The sequence below is a fragment of the Pseudomonas simiae genome (assembly GCF_000934565.1).
Lineage (GTDB): Bacteria > Pseudomonadota > Gammaproteobacteria > Pseudomonadales > Pseudomonadaceae > Aquipseudomonas > Aquipseudomonas simiae.
Genome location: NZ_CP010896.1, coordinates 3,436,641 through 3,452,011 on the forward strand (window position 1 = coordinate 3,436,641; position 15,371 = coordinate 3,452,011).

Annotated in this window: 16 protein-coding genes and 1 pseudogene; 8 read left to right on the forward strand and 9 right to left on the reverse strand. The window is 57.3% G+C overall.

The features are described 5' to 3' along the window. Nucleotides 1-170 precede the first annotated feature (170 nt). Nucleotides 171-4,943, forward strand: a complete 4,773-nt coding sequence (locus tag PF1751_RS15310) for an RHS repeat-associated core domain-containing protein (RefSeq protein ID WP_044287313.1) — start codon at nucleotides 171-173, stop codon at nucleotides 4,941-4,943. A gap of 3 nt (nucleotides 4,944-4,946) precedes the next feature. After that, nucleotides 4,947-5,336: a hypothetical protein gene (locus tag PF1751_RS15315; RefSeq protein ID WP_044287314.1), complete on the forward strand. Its 390-nt coding sequence runs from the start codon at nucleotides 4,947-4,949 to the stop codon at nucleotides 5,334-5,336. 196 nt (nucleotides 5,337-5,532) lie between these two features. Here the strand turns inward: PF1751_RS15315 and PF1751_RS15320 are convergent. Beyond that, a pseudogene (locus PF1751_RS15320) lies at nucleotides 5,533-6,071 on the reverse strand (GDP-mannose pyrophosphatase). A gap of 144 nt (nucleotides 6,072-6,215) precedes the next feature. Here PF1751_RS15320 and PF1751_RS15325 point away from each other — a divergent pair. Next, nucleotides 6,216-6,629, forward strand: coding sequence for a hypothetical protein (locus PF1751_RS15325; protein WP_021492280.1), 414 nt, complete (start codon nucleotides 6,216-6,218; stop codon nucleotides 6,627-6,629). Between the two features lie 199 nt (nucleotides 6,630-6,828). Here PF1751_RS15325 and PF1751_RS15330 read toward each other — a convergent pair whose 3' ends face one another. Both PF1751_RS15330 and PF1751_RS15335 read right to left on the reverse strand, forming a co-directional pair. After that, nucleotides 6,829-7,416 (reverse strand): NUDIX domain-containing protein, encoded by a 588-nt coding sequence (locus PF1751_RS15330; RefSeq protein WP_021492281.1) that lies wholly within the window; start codon nucleotides 7,414-7,416, stop codon nucleotides 6,829-6,831. Nucleotides 7,417-7,427: 11 nt separating this feature from the next. After that, complete coding sequence (locus PF1751_RS15335; RefSeq protein ID WP_010209863.1) at nucleotides 7,428-8,285, reverse strand: SDR family NAD(P)-dependent oxidoreductase; 858 nt, start codon at nucleotides 8,283-8,285, stop codon at nucleotides 7,428-7,430. A 163-nt stretch (nucleotides 8,286-8,448) separates the two neighbouring features. Here PF1751_RS15335 and PF1751_RS15340 point away from each other — a divergent pair, with 163 nt between their 5' ends. Further along, complete coding sequence (locus PF1751_RS15340; protein ID WP_010209861.1) at nucleotides 8,449-9,375, forward strand: alpha/beta hydrolase; 927 nt, start codon at nucleotides 8,449-8,451, stop codon at nucleotides 9,373-9,375. Nucleotides 9,376-9,566: 191 nt separating this feature from the next. On the opposite strand, the gene PF1751_RS15345 is transcribed toward PF1751_RS15340, so the two are convergent. Continuing rightward, the gene (locus PF1751_RS15345; RefSeq protein WP_021492283.1) at nucleotides 9,567-10,727 is read right to left on the reverse strand and encodes an alpha-hydroxy acid oxidase; all 1,161 of its coding nucleotides are present in this window, start codon (nucleotides 10,725-10,727) and stop codon (nucleotides 9,567-9,569) included. Nucleotides 10,728-10,848: 121 nt separating this feature from the next. Between PF1751_RS15345 and PF1751_RS15350 the strand changes: the two genes are divergently transcribed. Next, a complete protein-coding gene (locus tag PF1751_RS15350; RefSeq protein ID WP_021492284.1) occupies nucleotides 10,849-11,634 on the forward strand; it encodes a DeoR/GlpR family DNA-binding transcription regulator in 786 nt (261 codons plus the stop codon). Here the strand turns inward: PF1751_RS15350 and PF1751_RS15355 are convergent. Genes PF1751_RS15355 through PF1751_RS15365 form a run of 3 tightly spaced genes read right to left on the reverse strand, consistent with a single transcriptional unit; the run spans nucleotide 11,599 to nucleotide 12,979 of the window. After that, nucleotides 11,599-12,336 (reverse strand): DUF72 domain-containing protein, encoded by a 738-nt coding sequence (locus PF1751_RS15355; RefSeq protein ID WP_044287315.1) that lies wholly within the window; start codon nucleotides 12,334-12,336, stop codon nucleotides 11,599-11,601. The genes PF1751_RS15350 and PF1751_RS15355 overlap by 36 nt on opposite strands. Further along, nucleotides 12,333-12,764 carry a hypothetical protein gene (locus PF1751_RS15360; protein WP_010209854.1) on the reverse strand — a complete coding sequence of 144 codons (432 nt, stop codon included), beginning with the start codon at nucleotides 12,762-12,764 and terminating at the stop codon, nucleotides 12,333-12,335. The genes PF1751_RS15355 and PF1751_RS15360 overlap by 4 nt, the downstream gene beginning before the upstream one ends. Nucleotides 12,765-12,766: 2 nt before the next feature. Continuing rightward, a complete protein-coding gene (locus PF1751_RS15365; RefSeq protein ID WP_010209852.1) occupies nucleotides 12,767-12,979 on the reverse strand; it encodes a hypothetical protein in 213 nt (70 codons plus the stop codon). Between the two features lie 199 nt (nucleotides 12,980-13,178). Between PF1751_RS15365 and PF1751_RS15370 the strand changes: the two genes are divergently transcribed. Next, the gene (locus PF1751_RS15370) at nucleotides 13,179-13,739 is read left to right on the forward strand and encodes a type 1 glutamine amidotransferase domain-containing protein (RefSeq protein ID WP_044287316.1); all 561 of its coding nucleotides are present in this window, start codon (nucleotides 13,179-13,181) and stop codon (nucleotides 13,737-13,739) included. 62 nt (nucleotides 13,740-13,801) lie between these two features. On the opposite strand, the gene PF1751_RS15375 is transcribed toward PF1751_RS15370, so the two are convergent. Next, complete coding sequence (locus tag PF1751_RS15375) at nucleotides 13,802-14,008, reverse strand: PLDc N-terminal domain-containing protein (RefSeq protein ID WP_010209848.1); 207 nt, start codon at nucleotides 14,006-14,008, stop codon at nucleotides 13,802-13,804. Between the two features lie 266 nt (nucleotides 14,009-14,274). On the opposite strand from PF1751_RS15375, the gene PF1751_RS15380 reads away from it, so the two are divergent. Next, nucleotides 14,275-14,751, forward strand: coding sequence for a hemerythrin domain-containing protein (locus PF1751_RS15380; RefSeq protein ID WP_010209845.1), 477 nt, complete (start codon nucleotides 14,275-14,277; stop codon nucleotides 14,749-14,751). A gap of 65 nt (nucleotides 14,752-14,816) precedes the next feature. After that, nucleotides 14,817-15,095 carry a hypothetical protein gene (locus PF1751_RS15385; protein ID WP_031290936.1) on the forward strand — a complete coding sequence of 93 codons (279 nt, stop codon included), beginning with the start codon at nucleotides 14,817-14,819 and terminating at the stop codon, nucleotides 15,093-15,095. Here the strand turns inward: PF1751_RS15385 and PF1751_RS15390 are convergent. Then, entirely contained in the window at nucleotides 15,084-15,293 is a 210-nt protein-coding gene (locus PF1751_RS15390) for a DUF3079 domain-containing protein (RefSeq protein WP_042572200.1), read from the reverse strand. The genes PF1751_RS15385 and PF1751_RS15390 overlap by 12 nt on opposite strands. Nucleotides 15,294-15,371: the final 78 nt, after the last annotated feature.

Below are 15,371 nucleotides of genomic sequence, written 5' to 3' on the forward strand. Positions count from 1 at the left end.
CCGCTAGTCGCGTGAGGGACGACAAGGTTTGTCGAAACGTCCTACATGTCTGCCGGATAAGCTCTACTCCCCTCCCGTGAAAAGGTCCGCAAAGTCCCTCGCCTGAGTACACAGTGCGAGGGATTGCGGATGGCGTTGTTTGTTTGGCCCCCGGTTGATGGGGCCGCCTCATGATCGAAGTGACCAGCCAAACCATCGGCTATTTGGTACTGGCCACCCTGGATTCAAAGACGCGAGACGTTGAATCGGTCATCAGCGACTTCAAGCGCTGCCTCAATCACTACGATGCCTGGGCGGAAAGCTTTTTCAGCTTTTCGGCGCTGGATATCGAGCAGGTCTTCAAGGTCGGGGATGAAGTGGCGCTGGTCGCGTCGATCAACCGCTCCCTGCTTCCCAGCACCACCACCGCAACCTGCCAGGCCAACGGCACGTTGACCCTGGTGCACATGTTCCAGAGTTCACGGTTCGTGCCCATTGGCAATACGCCCGTGATGGTGCAACGCATCGATCCAACGGGTGGCCCGCTCGGGGAGCCCCTCCATAAAACCATTGGCCCGAGCGGCATTCTCGAAATCACTGAATGTGATCGCAACCAGCAGTACCGGGTCAGTTTCTACCCCAACGTTTCCACAGCGCATTTCAAGGCGCTGTACGCCTCTTACCAGTCGGTTATCGCGCCGCTGGAAGGTTGGCTGCGCGCTGAATGGACCACCACGTTTGAACCGCTGTGGAAGGGGTATTCCGAAGCCAACTTCCTCGAACGCTATCTCTCGCTGCACCAAGCCTACGCTCGGGGGTTTGGTGAGGCGTTGTATGCGCTCTGGGACAACATCAAGCAGATGTTTCAGTGGCTTTCGGACCCAATGGGTTACGCGGAAAAACTCCTGCATTACCTGTCCCAGGATGAATTTGAAAAGCTGTTGAAGCTCGGCACCGAAAGCATCGCAAAGGGCTTGTTGGTGCTGAGCGATGAGCCGCTGCTGTTCATTTATGTGTCGGCGATGGTCAGCTGGATGCGGATGTTGCCGCCGCCTTATATGAACGAGTTGCTGGGGGAAATCAGCGCTGAAGTATTGATCAATTTGCTGCTGTGTCTTGCTACCGCAGGAATGGGGATGGCGGTGCGCTTGAGTACGAAGGTGCTGGGCGGCATCAAGTCTCAGCGAGCGCGTAAGTGGTTGGAGCATATGGCTGGGCAGTTCGGGAAGTTCCGTGGGGATGACCACGCGGAGCTGGCTAAGCCGATATTGCTCAGTAGCCGGGCAACGAGGATCAAGACGATTCCGGATGTGCCGTTGAAGGCTGGAGATCAGGTGGTTGCCAACCCGGTGCCGGTGGTTCGGGATAAGGCCCAACGAACGGTGTTGGTGCGGCAGGAGACTGTCGACGATGTGCCTGCTTCTGCTCGAAACCCGGCTGGGAATGTCGCTGCGTCTTCGGACAAGACCGCCACCAACGGGTGCCCGGTGTCCATGGTCACGGGCGAGGAACTGCTGACCCTCACCGATGGAACGCTGGACGGGCTCTTGCCGTTTGAGTGGACCCGCTTGTACCGCACCAGTGCGGTGGAAATGGACTGCGGGTTGGGGTTTGGCTGGAGTCACTCGCTGGCGCATCGGCTGAGTGTTTCCGGCGACTCGGTGGTGTGGACCGATCATGAAAATCGCTCGACGCCCCTGCCCTTGCCGACCGCTTCTCGGCCCGCGATCACCAACAGCCTGGCCGAAGCGGCGATCTACCTGGGGGCTGTGCCCGATGAGTTAGTCCTGTCTCAAGGATCACGTTTCTACCACTTCCGCGACGGTGTGCTGACAGCGATCAGCGATGCGTATGACAACCGGCTGCGCATTTCCCGTAACTACCTGGGGCAGATTGAGCGGTTGGATAACGGCGTCGGGCGCTCGTTGTTTTTGCGCTATGCGTCGGGCCGCATTGTGGCGGTGGACTACCAGATTGAGCGGGCTGTGGATGACGGCCCATTTGTCTGGGTGACGGAGCAGAACGTTGTTTCCTACGCCTATGACGCTGGTGGACGACTGGTTTGTGCGACCAACGCTGTAGGCGAAAGCGAGGTTTATCGGTACGACGATCAGCACGTGATTCTTGAGCGTGGCTTGGCCGGTGGGGCGAGTTTCTTTTGGGCGTGGGAACGGTCTGGCAAGGCTGCACGGTGCGTACGGCACTGGGCCAGTTTCTCGCAGATGGACACGCGGTACGCCTGGGATGACAACGGGCAGGTCACGGTGTTTAACGCCGACGGAAGCCAGGAAGTCTACGTGCATGACCCGCGGGCGCGGCTGGTGCAGCGCGTGGACCCTGACGGTGCCCAACACTTTAAATCCTACGATGACAAAGGCCGACTGACGGTTGAGCAGGATCCGCTGGGAGCGATCACGGCGTATCAGTACGACGAAGCCGGGCGTTTGGTGGCGCTGTTTCCGGGGGACGATGAGCCGACGACCTACGAGCATGACAATGGATTCGTACGGGTTGTAAGGCGGGGTCAGGCGGTCTGGAAATATGAGCGTAATAACCAGGGTGACGTGACACGCAAAACCGATCCTGACGGCAACGCTACTGACTACAGCTACAACAAATATGGGCAGCTGGTTGGTGTCTGGTACCCGGATCACAGCTGTCATCGGCTGGTGTGGAATGAGCGTGGGCAGTTGCTTGAGGAGCAGTTGCCGAACGGTGGCGTTAAGCGCTATCGCTATGACGACCTTGGGCGGCAAGTTGCGCGTGAAGATGAGCATGGGGCGCTGACCCAGTATCAATGGGATGCAGCAGGCCGCTTACTGAAACTGACTCAGCCCGGCGGTGCCACACGGGAATACAGCTACAACGCTTACGGAAAAATCACCTCCGAACGCGATGAACTGGGCCACCTCACCCGCTACGAATACGCCGACGGCCTGCACCTGATCAGCCGTCGCATCAACGCTGACGGCACCCAGGTCAAATACCGGTACGACAACGTTAGGTTATTGCTGACCGAGATCGAAAACGAGGTGGGCGAAACCTACCGACTCCAGTATCACGCCAATGGCCTGATCCAACAGGAAACAGGATTTGACGGCCAGCGCACCGCTTACGTCTATGACCTCAACGGCAACCTGCAGGAGAAGACCGAACACGGCGATGACGGCAGTCAGCTGGTTACCCGTTACGAGCGTGACCATGCCGGTCGACTCGTAAGAAAAACCTTGCCCGACGGCAACCAAGTCGATTACGCCTACGACCGCCAAGGCAACCTCTTAAGCGTCGAAAACGGCCACTGGGCGTTGGCCTACGAGTACGACAGCCAAAACCGCCTCACCGCCGAACACCAAGGCTGGGGCACGCTGCGCTATGGCTACGACGCCTGCGGCCAACTGCAAAACCTGCGCCTGCCGGACAACAACCGTCTCACCTTCAACCACGACAAAGGCGGCCACCTCGCGACCATCGAACTGAACGGTGAAAGCCTTACCTCTCATCTATTCAAAGCCGGCCAGGAACTCCAACGCCAACAAGGCCAACTGATCAGCCACTACCACTATGACGACCAGCAACGCCTGCACGCCCACGCCGTCACCCAGCAACAACACACCCTTTACCAGCGCCACTACGACTACGACAAGGCCGGCAATCTCACCCGCCTCCTCGACACCCGCAAAGGCGAGCATCACTACCACTACGACCCGCTAAACCGCCTCACCCGCGCCGACCAGGAACGCTTCGGCCATGACCCCGCCAGCAACCTGCTGATGCAAGACCGCCCCGGCCCGGACATCGTGGCGGGTAACCGCCTGATGATCCAAGGCGACCACCACTACGACTACGACGCTTTCGGCAACCTTATCCGCGAACGACGCGGCAAAGGCCATCAACTCGTCACCGAATACCGCTACGACTGCCAGCACCGTCTGATCGGCATTAAAAAACCCAATGGCCAGACCGCCAGCTACCGCTATGACCCGTTTGGGCGGCGCATCAGCAAAACCGTTGACGGCATCACTACAGAGTTTTTCTGGCAGGGCGACACACTGATCGCCGAGCACCACGCGGATCGCCACCGCAGTTACCTCTACGAGCCGAACACCTTTCGCCCGCTGGTCCTACTGGAAGGTTTCGGTCCAAAGGAAACCGAGACCTTCCACTACCAACTCGACCACCTGGGTACGCCGCGGGAACTCACCGCCTCCGATGGCAAAATCGTCTGGTCCGCGCACTACCGCGCTTACGGTGAAATCACCCGCCTCGACATCGGAAAAGTCGACAACCCGCTGCGTTTCCAGGGCCAATACTTCGATGAAGAAAGCGGGCTGCACTACAACCGCCATCGCTACTACAATCCGGATAATGGCCGTTACCTGACCCCGGACCCGGTGAAGCTGGCGGGTGGGATCAATGCGTACCAGTACGTGACCAACCCTACGGGCTGGGTTGATCCACTGGGTTTGAGCACGTGTCCCGGCGGGGACGGATGCAAACCACACACAAACTCAGAAAACTTAAATAAACAGCTGAACGTAGACGACGGCACTCCTTCGCTACCAGCATCAAGTAAAAAACAAGAATATTTATATCGAGGGGACTCAAGGCACCCGGACGAAATTTTTGAAACAGGCTTTGAGAGCAGAGGAAAAAGCACTGACCTATACTTACACTCGCAAAACAATGCGAGTCCACCAAGCAATTTTGTGAGCACATCGATATCAAGGGAGCAAGGGTTGACGTTCGCAACATCCTTTGGGTTTGAGGAAGGCTATCTTTACACCCTAAAGAAAATCCCGGGTCGGGATGTCAACAAAGAACTAGGCATTTTATCCGACTATAAAAAGGAGCGCGAAATTGCCATACCAAACCGGATAGATACCAAGGATATTCTAGGAGCCACACCCGTCCACGATGATGGAACGCATAAAGGCTACTCACTCATTAATCCAAATAGAAAATGACCAATGAAAGAACTCGACATAACCATAATCAAAAACACCCAAAGAGAAACCGCTACACTTGGGATTGACAGAGCGACATCAACACTTTCTATAACATTTACCGACGGCACAAAAAAAACATACTCTGACATAGATATATATACATGCTTTGGATTATTAAGAAGAGAGTTCAGTGAAATAGCTTTTTTGTGTAAAGGTTCAAAGGTGAGTGTCTACCCCTCTGCAATGGCCTCACAGATGTCAAGCGGATTAGTTGCTTATGACGTAACAATGAGTGAGCCCGATGCGGAACTCGTTCGTATATTCGATTACGAAGAAAGCAATCTTACAAACGATATCAATGAGCAGATCGCTTATCGAAATAAGTGGGCCGAGTCTCTGCAAACCCGTTAACAACCGCCGTCTGCCTCACGAGGAATCCAACTAGATCTTACGATAATCCGCCATTTAAACAATCTACTTGCTTGCGCTGGACCGCGAAACAACCCCGATCCAGACGATGGGTGTTTTCAAGTGAACACGTGTTGACCGTTTTTAGGGCTGCTGGGCAGCCCGGCACAGGGCAAGCCTTCTCACGACAAAAATTGACTCACCAGCCGTCCTTCAACATCCGCAATTCCAGATGCTGCAACAACATGATGGTCTTCCCATCCACAATCTCGCCGTTTTGCACCATTGCCAACGCCTCATCAAAGCCCAACTCCAACACCTCGATATCCTCACCCTCCTCCTCAAGGCCGCCACCGCTCCCCACCCGATCCCCTGGTTGATATTCACCCATGAAAAAGTGAATCCGCTCCGTCACCGAACCCGGACTCATGAATGCTGCATAAATCTTCTCCACATGCCCCACGCGATACCCGGTTTCCTCTTCCGCTTCCAGGCGAATACGTTCTTCGGGGCTGGCATTGTCGAGCAAACCGGCCGCCGCTTCGATCAGGTAGCCGTGATAGTCGTTGACGAACGTCGGCATGCGAAACTGGCGGATCAGCAACGTCGTACACCTCGCCGGGTGTGGGCTTGCCAGCTGCCGTCGCGGCGGCGCAGGTCGAAGCTGTATTTATTCAGCAGGTGCCAGTTTTCCGAGAGGGTTTCTTCGGCGGTCATGCGAACGGGGCTGTTGTCCAGGCTCGGTTTTCTCAAGAAAGGGGTTGTGCTTGTTTGATACTGTTCCAAGCGGCGACTGCTTCTGCGCTGCTCGCCTTGCTACACCACTCAAAGCCGATGGAAGTTATGTAGGTTATTCGATCCCGAACCCAAACAGGAAATAACATGAAAACACAAAAAATACTCGCAATAATCGGCAGTCAGAAAAAAGAAGTGACTGTAAAATATGACACATCGAAATCAATCATGGTTTTTTCAGAGGCTGATAATTTCAAAACAGTTTACGAAGGAAGAGACATGTATGTCTGCCTCGCAAAAATCAGGGCAGACTTCCCCCACATAACATTTCTATGCAAAGGCGCGAAGTTGAATGTCAAGCCTTCAAGAATGGCATCTCAAATGAGCGCTGGCCTTGTCGCATACGAAATGACGCTAGGCAAGCAAGCCACTAACGAAAACATCGTTCACCTGTTCGATTACGAAGAAGAAAACCTTACTAACAACCCACAAGAACAAATTGACTTCTTTAAAAAGTGGCTAGCATCACTCGGTGCCCAAGATTATGAAAAGTTCAACTGAGTCTTTCTTCATATGATTACTCAACCTAATCTACCGTCCTGTAGTGAGCGAGCTTGCTCGCCTTGGGCCGCCCAGCGGCCCCCATCCAGGCAATGGTTTTTTCAGTTAAATCAGCAGTGTTTGTTTCAGGGCTGCTCCGCAGCCCAACGCAGGGCAAGGCTGCTCACCACAATGAGTGTTCACACCCTAACCAACCAACTCACCACCCTTCTTTGAGCATCCGCAATTCCAGATGCTGCAACAACATGATGGTCTTCCCATCCACAATCTCGCCGTTTTGCACCATTGCCAACGCCTCATCAAAGCCCAACTCCAACACCTCGATATCCTCACCCTCCTCCTCAAGGCCGCCACCGCTCCCCACCCGATCCCCTGGTTGATATTCACCCATGAAAAAGTGAATCCGCTCCGTCACGGACCCCGGACTCATGAATGCTGCATAAATCTTCTCCACATGCCCCACGCGATACCCGGTTTCCTCTTCCGCTTCCAGGCGAATACGTTCTTCGGGGGTGGCATTGTCGAGCAAACCGGCCGCCGCTTCGATCAGGTAGCCGTGATAGTCGTTGACGAACGTCGGCATGCGAAACTGGCGGATCAGCAACACCGTGCGCTGCTCGCGGTTGTACAGCAGGATGGTCGCGCCATTGCCGCGGTCGTACACCTCGCGGGTCTGGGCTTGCCAGCTGCCGTCGCGGCGGCGCAGGTTGAAGCTGTATTTTTTCAGCAGGTACCAGTTTTCCGAGAGGGTTTCTTCGGCGGTCATGCGAACGGGGCTGTTGTCCATGCTCGGGTTTCTCAAGAAAGGGGTTGTGCTTGTTTGATGCTGTTCCAGGCGGCGGCGACTGCTTCTGCGCTGCTCGCCTTGATCCGTGCGAGGTTCCGCGGGTAGTCCACCCCGGGGTTCTCGGTGAAGCGCGTGGCCGTGAATTGCCCGTTGCTGGCGCGCAGGATGTAACCGCTGTCCTGGCATTGCTCAGAGGCGAGGAACACCACCCCCGGCGTCACCCAGTCGGGCTTGAGTTCATCCGGTTCTTCGGTAACGCCCCACATGCGCGTCTTGGCCACCGGCGAGATCGCATTGACCTTGATCCCCGCCTCAGCACCTTCATGACTCAACGCGTTCATGATCCCCAGTTGCGCCATCTTGCCCGCGCTGTAGGCCACCAGTCCAGTCTGCTCATATTGTGTGTACATGGCGCGGTCGGAAGTGGTGAGGATGATGCGCGGCGCGGATGAGCGCAGCAGGTGCGGCCAGGCATGCTTGCACAGCCACAGCGGCGCATAGAGGTTAATGTCCATGGCGCGTTGCAGGAACGCGGCGTCGAGGTCGGCGATGTTCTGGTAACCGACCCAGCCGGCGTTGTGAATCAGAATGTCGAGTTGGCCAAAGGCTTCGATGGCGTACGCGATCAGTTGCTGGCAGCCGGTGTTCGTGGACAGGTCGCCACCGTGACCTATCACGTTCAAGCCCTCGGCCTGCAAGGTGTCTGCCGCGGCCTGGACCACCGAAGCATCGCTGCCAACGCCGGCATTATCGGCGCCGATATCGCTGATCACCACCCGCGCGCCGCCCTGGGCCAAAGCCCGTGCATAGCTGAGCCCCAACCCGCGTGCGCCACCCGTGACGAGTGCGGTTTTGCCTGTGAATTCCATGTGCTTGCTCTCCTGTTCGGGCCGCCCACCCTAACAACCCCGGCACGCGTTGTTCAATGGTGTAACACTTTGCAAGGAATACCCGTTTACGGCTGTCGAAATAATTCCTGCCTGGTTGGGCCATCTGGTAAAACCCCTGATTCATCTTTTTCCTGGAACCTTCATGTCCTCTCGTTTCCTCTCGCGCCTGAGCCTGCGCTGGTTTCCCATGGTGTGCATGGCCTTGTTGATCGTCGGTCTGCCGGTGGGTTGCGCCGTGCTGCAACACAAGGAGCGCGAACTGGTGTTTCGCATCGAGCCGGGCACCGCCAGTTGGTACAGCGGCTTGCCCAAGGCGGTGCAGGAGTTCGAACTCAAGCCGGCCAGTTTCAAATCCGGACAGAATATCCATGGCTGGTGGTACCCGGCGGACAAGAAGGACGCACCTGCCATCCTCTACCTGCACGGCGTACGCTGGAACCTCACCGGGCAACTGTTTCGCATCGAGCAACTGCACGCCCTGGGTTATTCGGTACTGGCCATCGACTATCGCGGCTTCGGCCAGAGCCGCGGCGAATTACCGTCGGAAACCACCGTGTACGAAGACGCACGCATTGCCTGGGAGCGTTTCCAGGTACTGCAACCGGACCCAAGCAAACGCCTGATCTACGGACATTCCCTGGGCGGCGCGGTGGCCATCGACCTGGCTGCCGAACTGGGCAGACAAACACCACTGCCGGTGCGCGGCCTGGTGATCGAGTCCACCTTCACATCGCTGGCGGATGTGGCCACGGCCGTGGCGAATACGTCGTTGCCGGTGCGCTGGTTGCTGTCGCAAAAATTCAATTCCATCGACAAGATTGCCGATATCCGTATGCCGCTGCTGGTGGTACATGGCCTTGACGATCGCTACGTGCCGCCGCGCTTCAGCCAGCAGCTGTTTGAAGCCGCCCAGGAGCCAAAGCGGCTGTTATTGGTGCCCGGTGCCAGCCATAACAACAGCATGAGCCTGGCCGGTCGCAGTTATGGCCAGGCGCTGGACAAACTGATGCAAGCGAAGGCACCACCCCACGTTGTCACGCACTCCACAGGCCGTGATCGCGACTCATAAAACGCTTTCCGGCACTGGGTTCGCGCTTGCGTGTCAAGCGCAAACCCAGCCCATGCGGGGCCAAATCAGAAGTTGATCAAATAATGATCTCTGCATAAATCGCCAACCCTGCCGGGGCTTCGCAAAGTTATCCACAGAGATACCCACGGTTTTCGTGGACAACTCTTTTTATATTTTTACGATTTTTTTGCTCAGTAAACGCTTTCGGGAAATGTCCCCGGCAATAAAATCTCGCGACTCACATCGCGTATATCGTTATACCCACACAGCGCCATCGACACGTCCAGCTCTCGGGCGATAATCTCAAGCGCCTTGGTTACACCTGCCTCGCCCATCGCCCCCAAACCATACAAATGCGGGCGACCGATCATGGTGCCTTTGGCGCCCAATGCCATCGCCTTGAGCACGTCCTGGCCGGAACGAATGCCACCGTCGAGCCAGACCTCAATGCGCTCGCCCACCGCTTCGACAATCGCCGGCAACTGGCTGATGCTCGAAGGCGCGCCATCGAGTTGACGACCGCCGTGGTTGCTCACCACCAGTGCGTCGGCACCGGCATTCGCGGCCAGGTGCGCATCTTCCACATCGAGAATGCCCTTGATGATCAACTTGCCGCCCCAGCACTTCTTGATCCACTCCACATCGTCCCAGCTCAGGCGCGGGTCGAATTGCTGGGCGGTCCAGGACGACAGCGAACTCATGTCCGCCACACCTTTCACGTGCCCGACGATATTGCCGAAGCCACGACGCTGGGTGCCGAGCATGCCCATCACCCAGCGCGGCTTGGTGGCCATGTTGAGGATATTCGGCAGGGTCAATTTCGGCGGCGCGGACAGGCCATTGATCAGATCCTTGTGGCGCTGGCCGAGGATCTGCAGGTCGAGGGTCAGCACCAGCGCGTCCACGCCGGCAGCCTTGGCGCGCTCGATCAGTTGTTCGATAAAGGCGCGGTCGCGCATCACATACAACTGGAACCAAAACGGCTGGCCGACGTGCTCGGCAATGTCTTCCAGGGAGCAGATGCTCATGGTCGACAAGGTGTAGCGCAGGCCGAACGCGGCGGCGGCGCGGGCGGTGAGAATCTCGCCATCGGCGTGCTGCATGCCGGCCAACCCGGTGGGTGCGAGCGCCACCGGCATGGCCATCTCCTGGCCGATCATCGTGGCGCGGATCGAGCGTTCATCAATGTTGCGCGCCACCCGCTGGCGGAACTTGATAGAGGCAAAATCGCTTTCATTTGCCCGGTAAGTGCTCTCAGTCCAGGAGCCGGAATCGGCGTAGTCGTAGAACATCCGTGGGACACGTTTTTGCGCGAGTTTGCGTAAATCTTCGATGGTTGTGATCAACGGCATCTAGGTCACCTCTCCCTGAACTGAATGCTGAGAGTAACCGCCCATCAGCCGCACAACCAGCCATTGCGTTTAGATCGCAGCGCGACTAATCTCGCACAAACACGCAAAAAGACGCAAAACCATGCACACCACTCATCAAGCCATCGACCTGCCTTCTTTGCGCAAGCAGAAGATTTTGTTGCTGCTGGAACGTGACGGCAAAGTCACCGCCTCGGAGCTGGTGGACCACTTTGCAGTGTCCCAGGACACCATCCGCCGCGACCTCGGCGAACTCGCCGCCGCCGGCCTGCTGCAACGCGTACACGGCGGCGCCCTGCCCCGGCCCAAGGACACCGGCAAAGACTTCTTCACCCGTGTCGGCGAGACTAACGAGGCCAAGCGTCACCTCGCCCGGCTCGCTGCCGACCGCGTGGAAGAGGGGCAAATCGTACTGTTCGACTCCGGGTCTACCACGCTGCAGATTGCCCAGTCGTTGCCACGCTCGATGCGTCTCACTGTGGTCACGACATCCCCCATGATCGCCATCGCCTTGGCCGACCACCCTGACGTAAAGGTGATCCTCACGGGCGGCCAGCTCAACCCGGCGACGCTGTCTACCAGCGGCCATGAAACCGTGCGCATGATCCAGGGCATCAAGGCCGACGTGCTATTCACCGGCGTGTGCGCACTGCATCCGCAAGTGGGCATCAGCTCGTTGCACTTCGATGAGGTGGCGGTCAAGCAAGCCTTGCTCGACAGTGCGTCCCACGTGGTGGCGGTGACCATGGCGGACAAACTCGGCGCCGTGGAGCCCTTTGTGGTGGCGCCGTGCAGTCGCATTCACACGCTGATCACCGAATGGCATGTGCCCAGTGTAGAGGCGTATGAGCAGCTAGGGTTGGAAGTGTTGCGAGTGGACGTCGAGTAGTGACAGCGCATCAGGCGTAGCCAGGCCGCTGGTAGTATTGTCGAAGATGCACCAGGTAGGAATACCAGCCGCTACGGACGCGCTCAACACACGCGCATACGCCTGAACGCGTGAAGCCCCATAGCCACTGTGATAGACACGCGGTGTTCCGTGCAGACGCCAATAATGCACGCCTTGCCAACCGGCCGGCACCTCTCCCGCCGGGACCACCGGCGGGTCGGCAGCCACCCGCCCGATCTGCAGAGCCTGCATCATCTCTTCAGCCGCCAACCAGCTCGCGTGCCGTGGTTCAAGCACCACGGCACCGGTAAAACGTTGGCGCAACGCCGTGAAGAATGCGTCGGCAACACTCGGTTCGTATTGCAACGAAGGCGGTAATTGCACCAGCAGGCAACCCAGCTTTTCACCCAGTTGCAGACATTGTCCAAGAAACGCCTCCAGTGCGGCCTGGCAGCCATGCAAGCGCAATTCATGGGTGATGCGCTTGGGCACCTTGACTGAAAAACGAAAGCCCGACGGCACCGAATGCGCCCACCGCGCGTACGTCTTCGCCAAGTGCGGGCGATAGAAGGAACTGTTGATTTCCACCGCATTGAAGCGCGACGCATAACGCTCCAAATGCGTGCCCTCCTCGGCAAATGCTGCCCAGTACTCACGCGGCAAACTCCAGCCGGCACAGCCCACAAACAGCGTTGCCGTCAAAACAGCACCTTGGCGGCATCACGCATGAAAATCTCGATGGTCTTGGGCCCGACCCCGTCGAACGCCCCAAGGCGTTTTTCGAAGGCCTCTCGGCTCTCGCTGGCACTGCGCATATGAGTGATCTTGCCGGCATACTCGGCGTTCAACTTGGCGCTGAGGTCGAGTAAACGTTGGGCGGTGGTTTCATCATAACGCACGTAATGCGCGCGTCCGAGCATGGCTACCAACTCACGCGACGTGCAGTGCTGCAGCTTACGCGCGGTATCGCGGCCTTGCTCTTCAACGATCACTTTGTAGGCCTGTGCGGCAATCGGTGCCTGGATCCGCTTGCCCATCAGGAAGCTGGCGATAAACCACTTGAACAGGCTGCCGTCATCGCCAGGTTTGAGCTCGATGCCCAACTCCGACGCAGAGATAGAACGGGCCATGTTCAGTGGCCCAGCTTGCGCTCGGCCTTGGCGGCCTGTTCGTTGATGGCATCGGTCTGGCGCTCGGTGTCCTTGATCGAGGTGGGGGTCAGCACTTTATCGACGGTTTCGGTCTTGGGATTCGGGCGTTCCAGGGTCTGGCCTTTTGTGGCTTTATCAGTGCCCTTCTGAGTTTCTTCGGAACTGATGGGGGCTGGGGTCTTATCGGCAGTCATGGTGGTTCTCCAATCAATGGCGCGGGTAAAAATAGCGAGCGCCTATGCAGCAGAAGCCTGCGGCCCTGGATAGTTCAACGAAATTGCCCGCGCCAACACGGTGCAAATTTGCTGAAAATTAATTTAAACCTTTGCCACCCGACCCGGATCAACTCTCCCATATCCCATCCTTCGTACACCCATCAGGAGACACTCGATCATGAGTTCAAAGCTTAACGGCAAGAAGATTCTGGTCATCACGTCCAACACCGGTATCGAGCGCGATGAACTGCTCAAACCATTGGCAGCGCTGCGCGGTTATGGCGCGACAGTGACCCACGGCTCCAGCACAGGCGGCATCACCCAGACCTTCGTCGGCGATACCGAGAAAGACACGACGGTTGAGTCCGATGCGAAGCTGTCCGAGCTGTCGGGCAGTGAATTCGATGCACTGGTGATCCCTGGCGGTACCGTCAACGCTGACACATTGCGCCAGGATGCAGCGGCGCAGAAGTTGATCAACGAGTTCGTCAAGGCAGGCAAAACCGTGGCGGCAATCTGTCATGGCCCCTGGGCGCTGATCGATGCCGGTGTGATCAAAGGCAAGACCCTGACCTCCTACAAGAGCGTGCGCATCGATCTGGAAAACGCCGGCGCCGCCGGATGGGTCGATGAAGAGGTCAAGGTCTGCAAAGCCAATGGCTGGACCCTGATTACCTCACGCACCCCGGATGATCTGCCGGCGTTCAATGAGGCGATCGCCAAGGCATTGGCAGGCTGATAAGCCTACCGCGCAACGAAAACAGGCGCCTCGACGGCGCCTGTTCTCTATCGACTCCTGCCTCAGCTTTTATGCTGCTGCGGCATTTCGCGTTTCGGCCCGAACATCGCCCAAGCGATAAGGCCCAAAAGTGGCACAAAGATAAGCACCACCACCCACAATCCTTTGGTCTCCCAGCCCCCAGTGCTGCGCAATACGATATTGATCGCCCACAATTCCAGTAGCAGTAGAACCACCGCCAAACCGATCCAGATATATTGAATTTCCATGCTTCACCTCCTAGGTCGTACACGTTAGGTCAAGTGTTTAGCGCGAGGGTTCATTAAAATTTGCGCGAATGTCCCGGGGTTGTGGAATGCAACGTGCAACCGCACCGACCATGCAACCTGCACGACAGGTTCAGTCGCCATGTCATCGTAGGCCTTTGAATTTCCTCACGAATTAAAAACAGCTCAAGTTGGTACAACTGATGCACTCCTGTCATGGACGAGGTGTGCATGTCGACACGCCCTGATTTCCCCGTGAGGTGTCACCCATGAATGCGATTGACCTGCTCAAAGCCGACCACGAACGCGTAAAGGCCCTGTTGACTCAGTTGAGTGAATCCACCGAACGTGGGGTGAAAAAACGCACTGAGTTGTTGGCCAAGCTGGAAGCCGAAATCAGCCTGCATACCAGGCTGGAAGAAGAAATCCTCTACCCGGCGTTCAGGAAGGCTGGTGGCAAGGAACAAGACATCATGTACCACGAGGCCAAGGAAGAGCATCGCACCGTTGACACCCTGGTACTGCCGGACCTGAAGCAAACCGAGCCTTCGACAACGGAGTTTTCCGGCCGCGTCAAAGTGGTCAAGGAATTGCTGGAGCACCATATCGAGGAAGAGGAAACCGAGATGTTCCCGCAAGCTAAAAAGCTGCTAGGCAAAGCGCTGCTGGAAGAACTGGGCGCCGAAATGGAAGCGATGAAAGCAGCGCACAAGAAGTTGCAGTCGACCAAGCCCATGGCGGCTTGATCGAGGCATGACCAGGGCCTGAGAGTAATCCAGGCTCTGGAACCATCACACGAGGGGATTGCGTCATGAAGACCAGATCGTCCCAAAGGATTTTACTCATTGTCGGCCTGTCCGCTTTGCTCACTGGCCCCGCCCTCGCCGCGTTCGGCGATAACCCAGAGCCAGCCGCGAACGCCTTGAATGGTAACGGTGCCGCCGGTTCCGCCCTGCCGCCGGGGACCTACCCCAGCAGCCCTTCCGACAGCAGTAAGAAGACCAAAGACACCGACAAGCAGCCGCCCAGGCCGGCCAAGCCTGCTGATACCCATAAGCCCAGTAAAGATAAACCCCGCTCAAGCAGCTGACGGCTCATCCTTATCCGGCGGCTCGGGCGTAACGCCCCAGTCGCCGTGCTCATACCAGTCATCACCGAGCATCTCCGCAGGGTGCATGGTGCGGTCGGCTCCGTTGCCACAGGCCAGGTCGCTCGCAGCGCAGTAGCGATCACACCCCCAGCAGATACGCTCGGGATGCTTGGGGTGCAGCGGAAAAGGCTTGGCCATGGCATTTGCCTTGTTGGAGACGGTGTTCACACCCTAGTGTTAAAACACCCATGCCGCCTTGACCGAAATCAAGCGCCC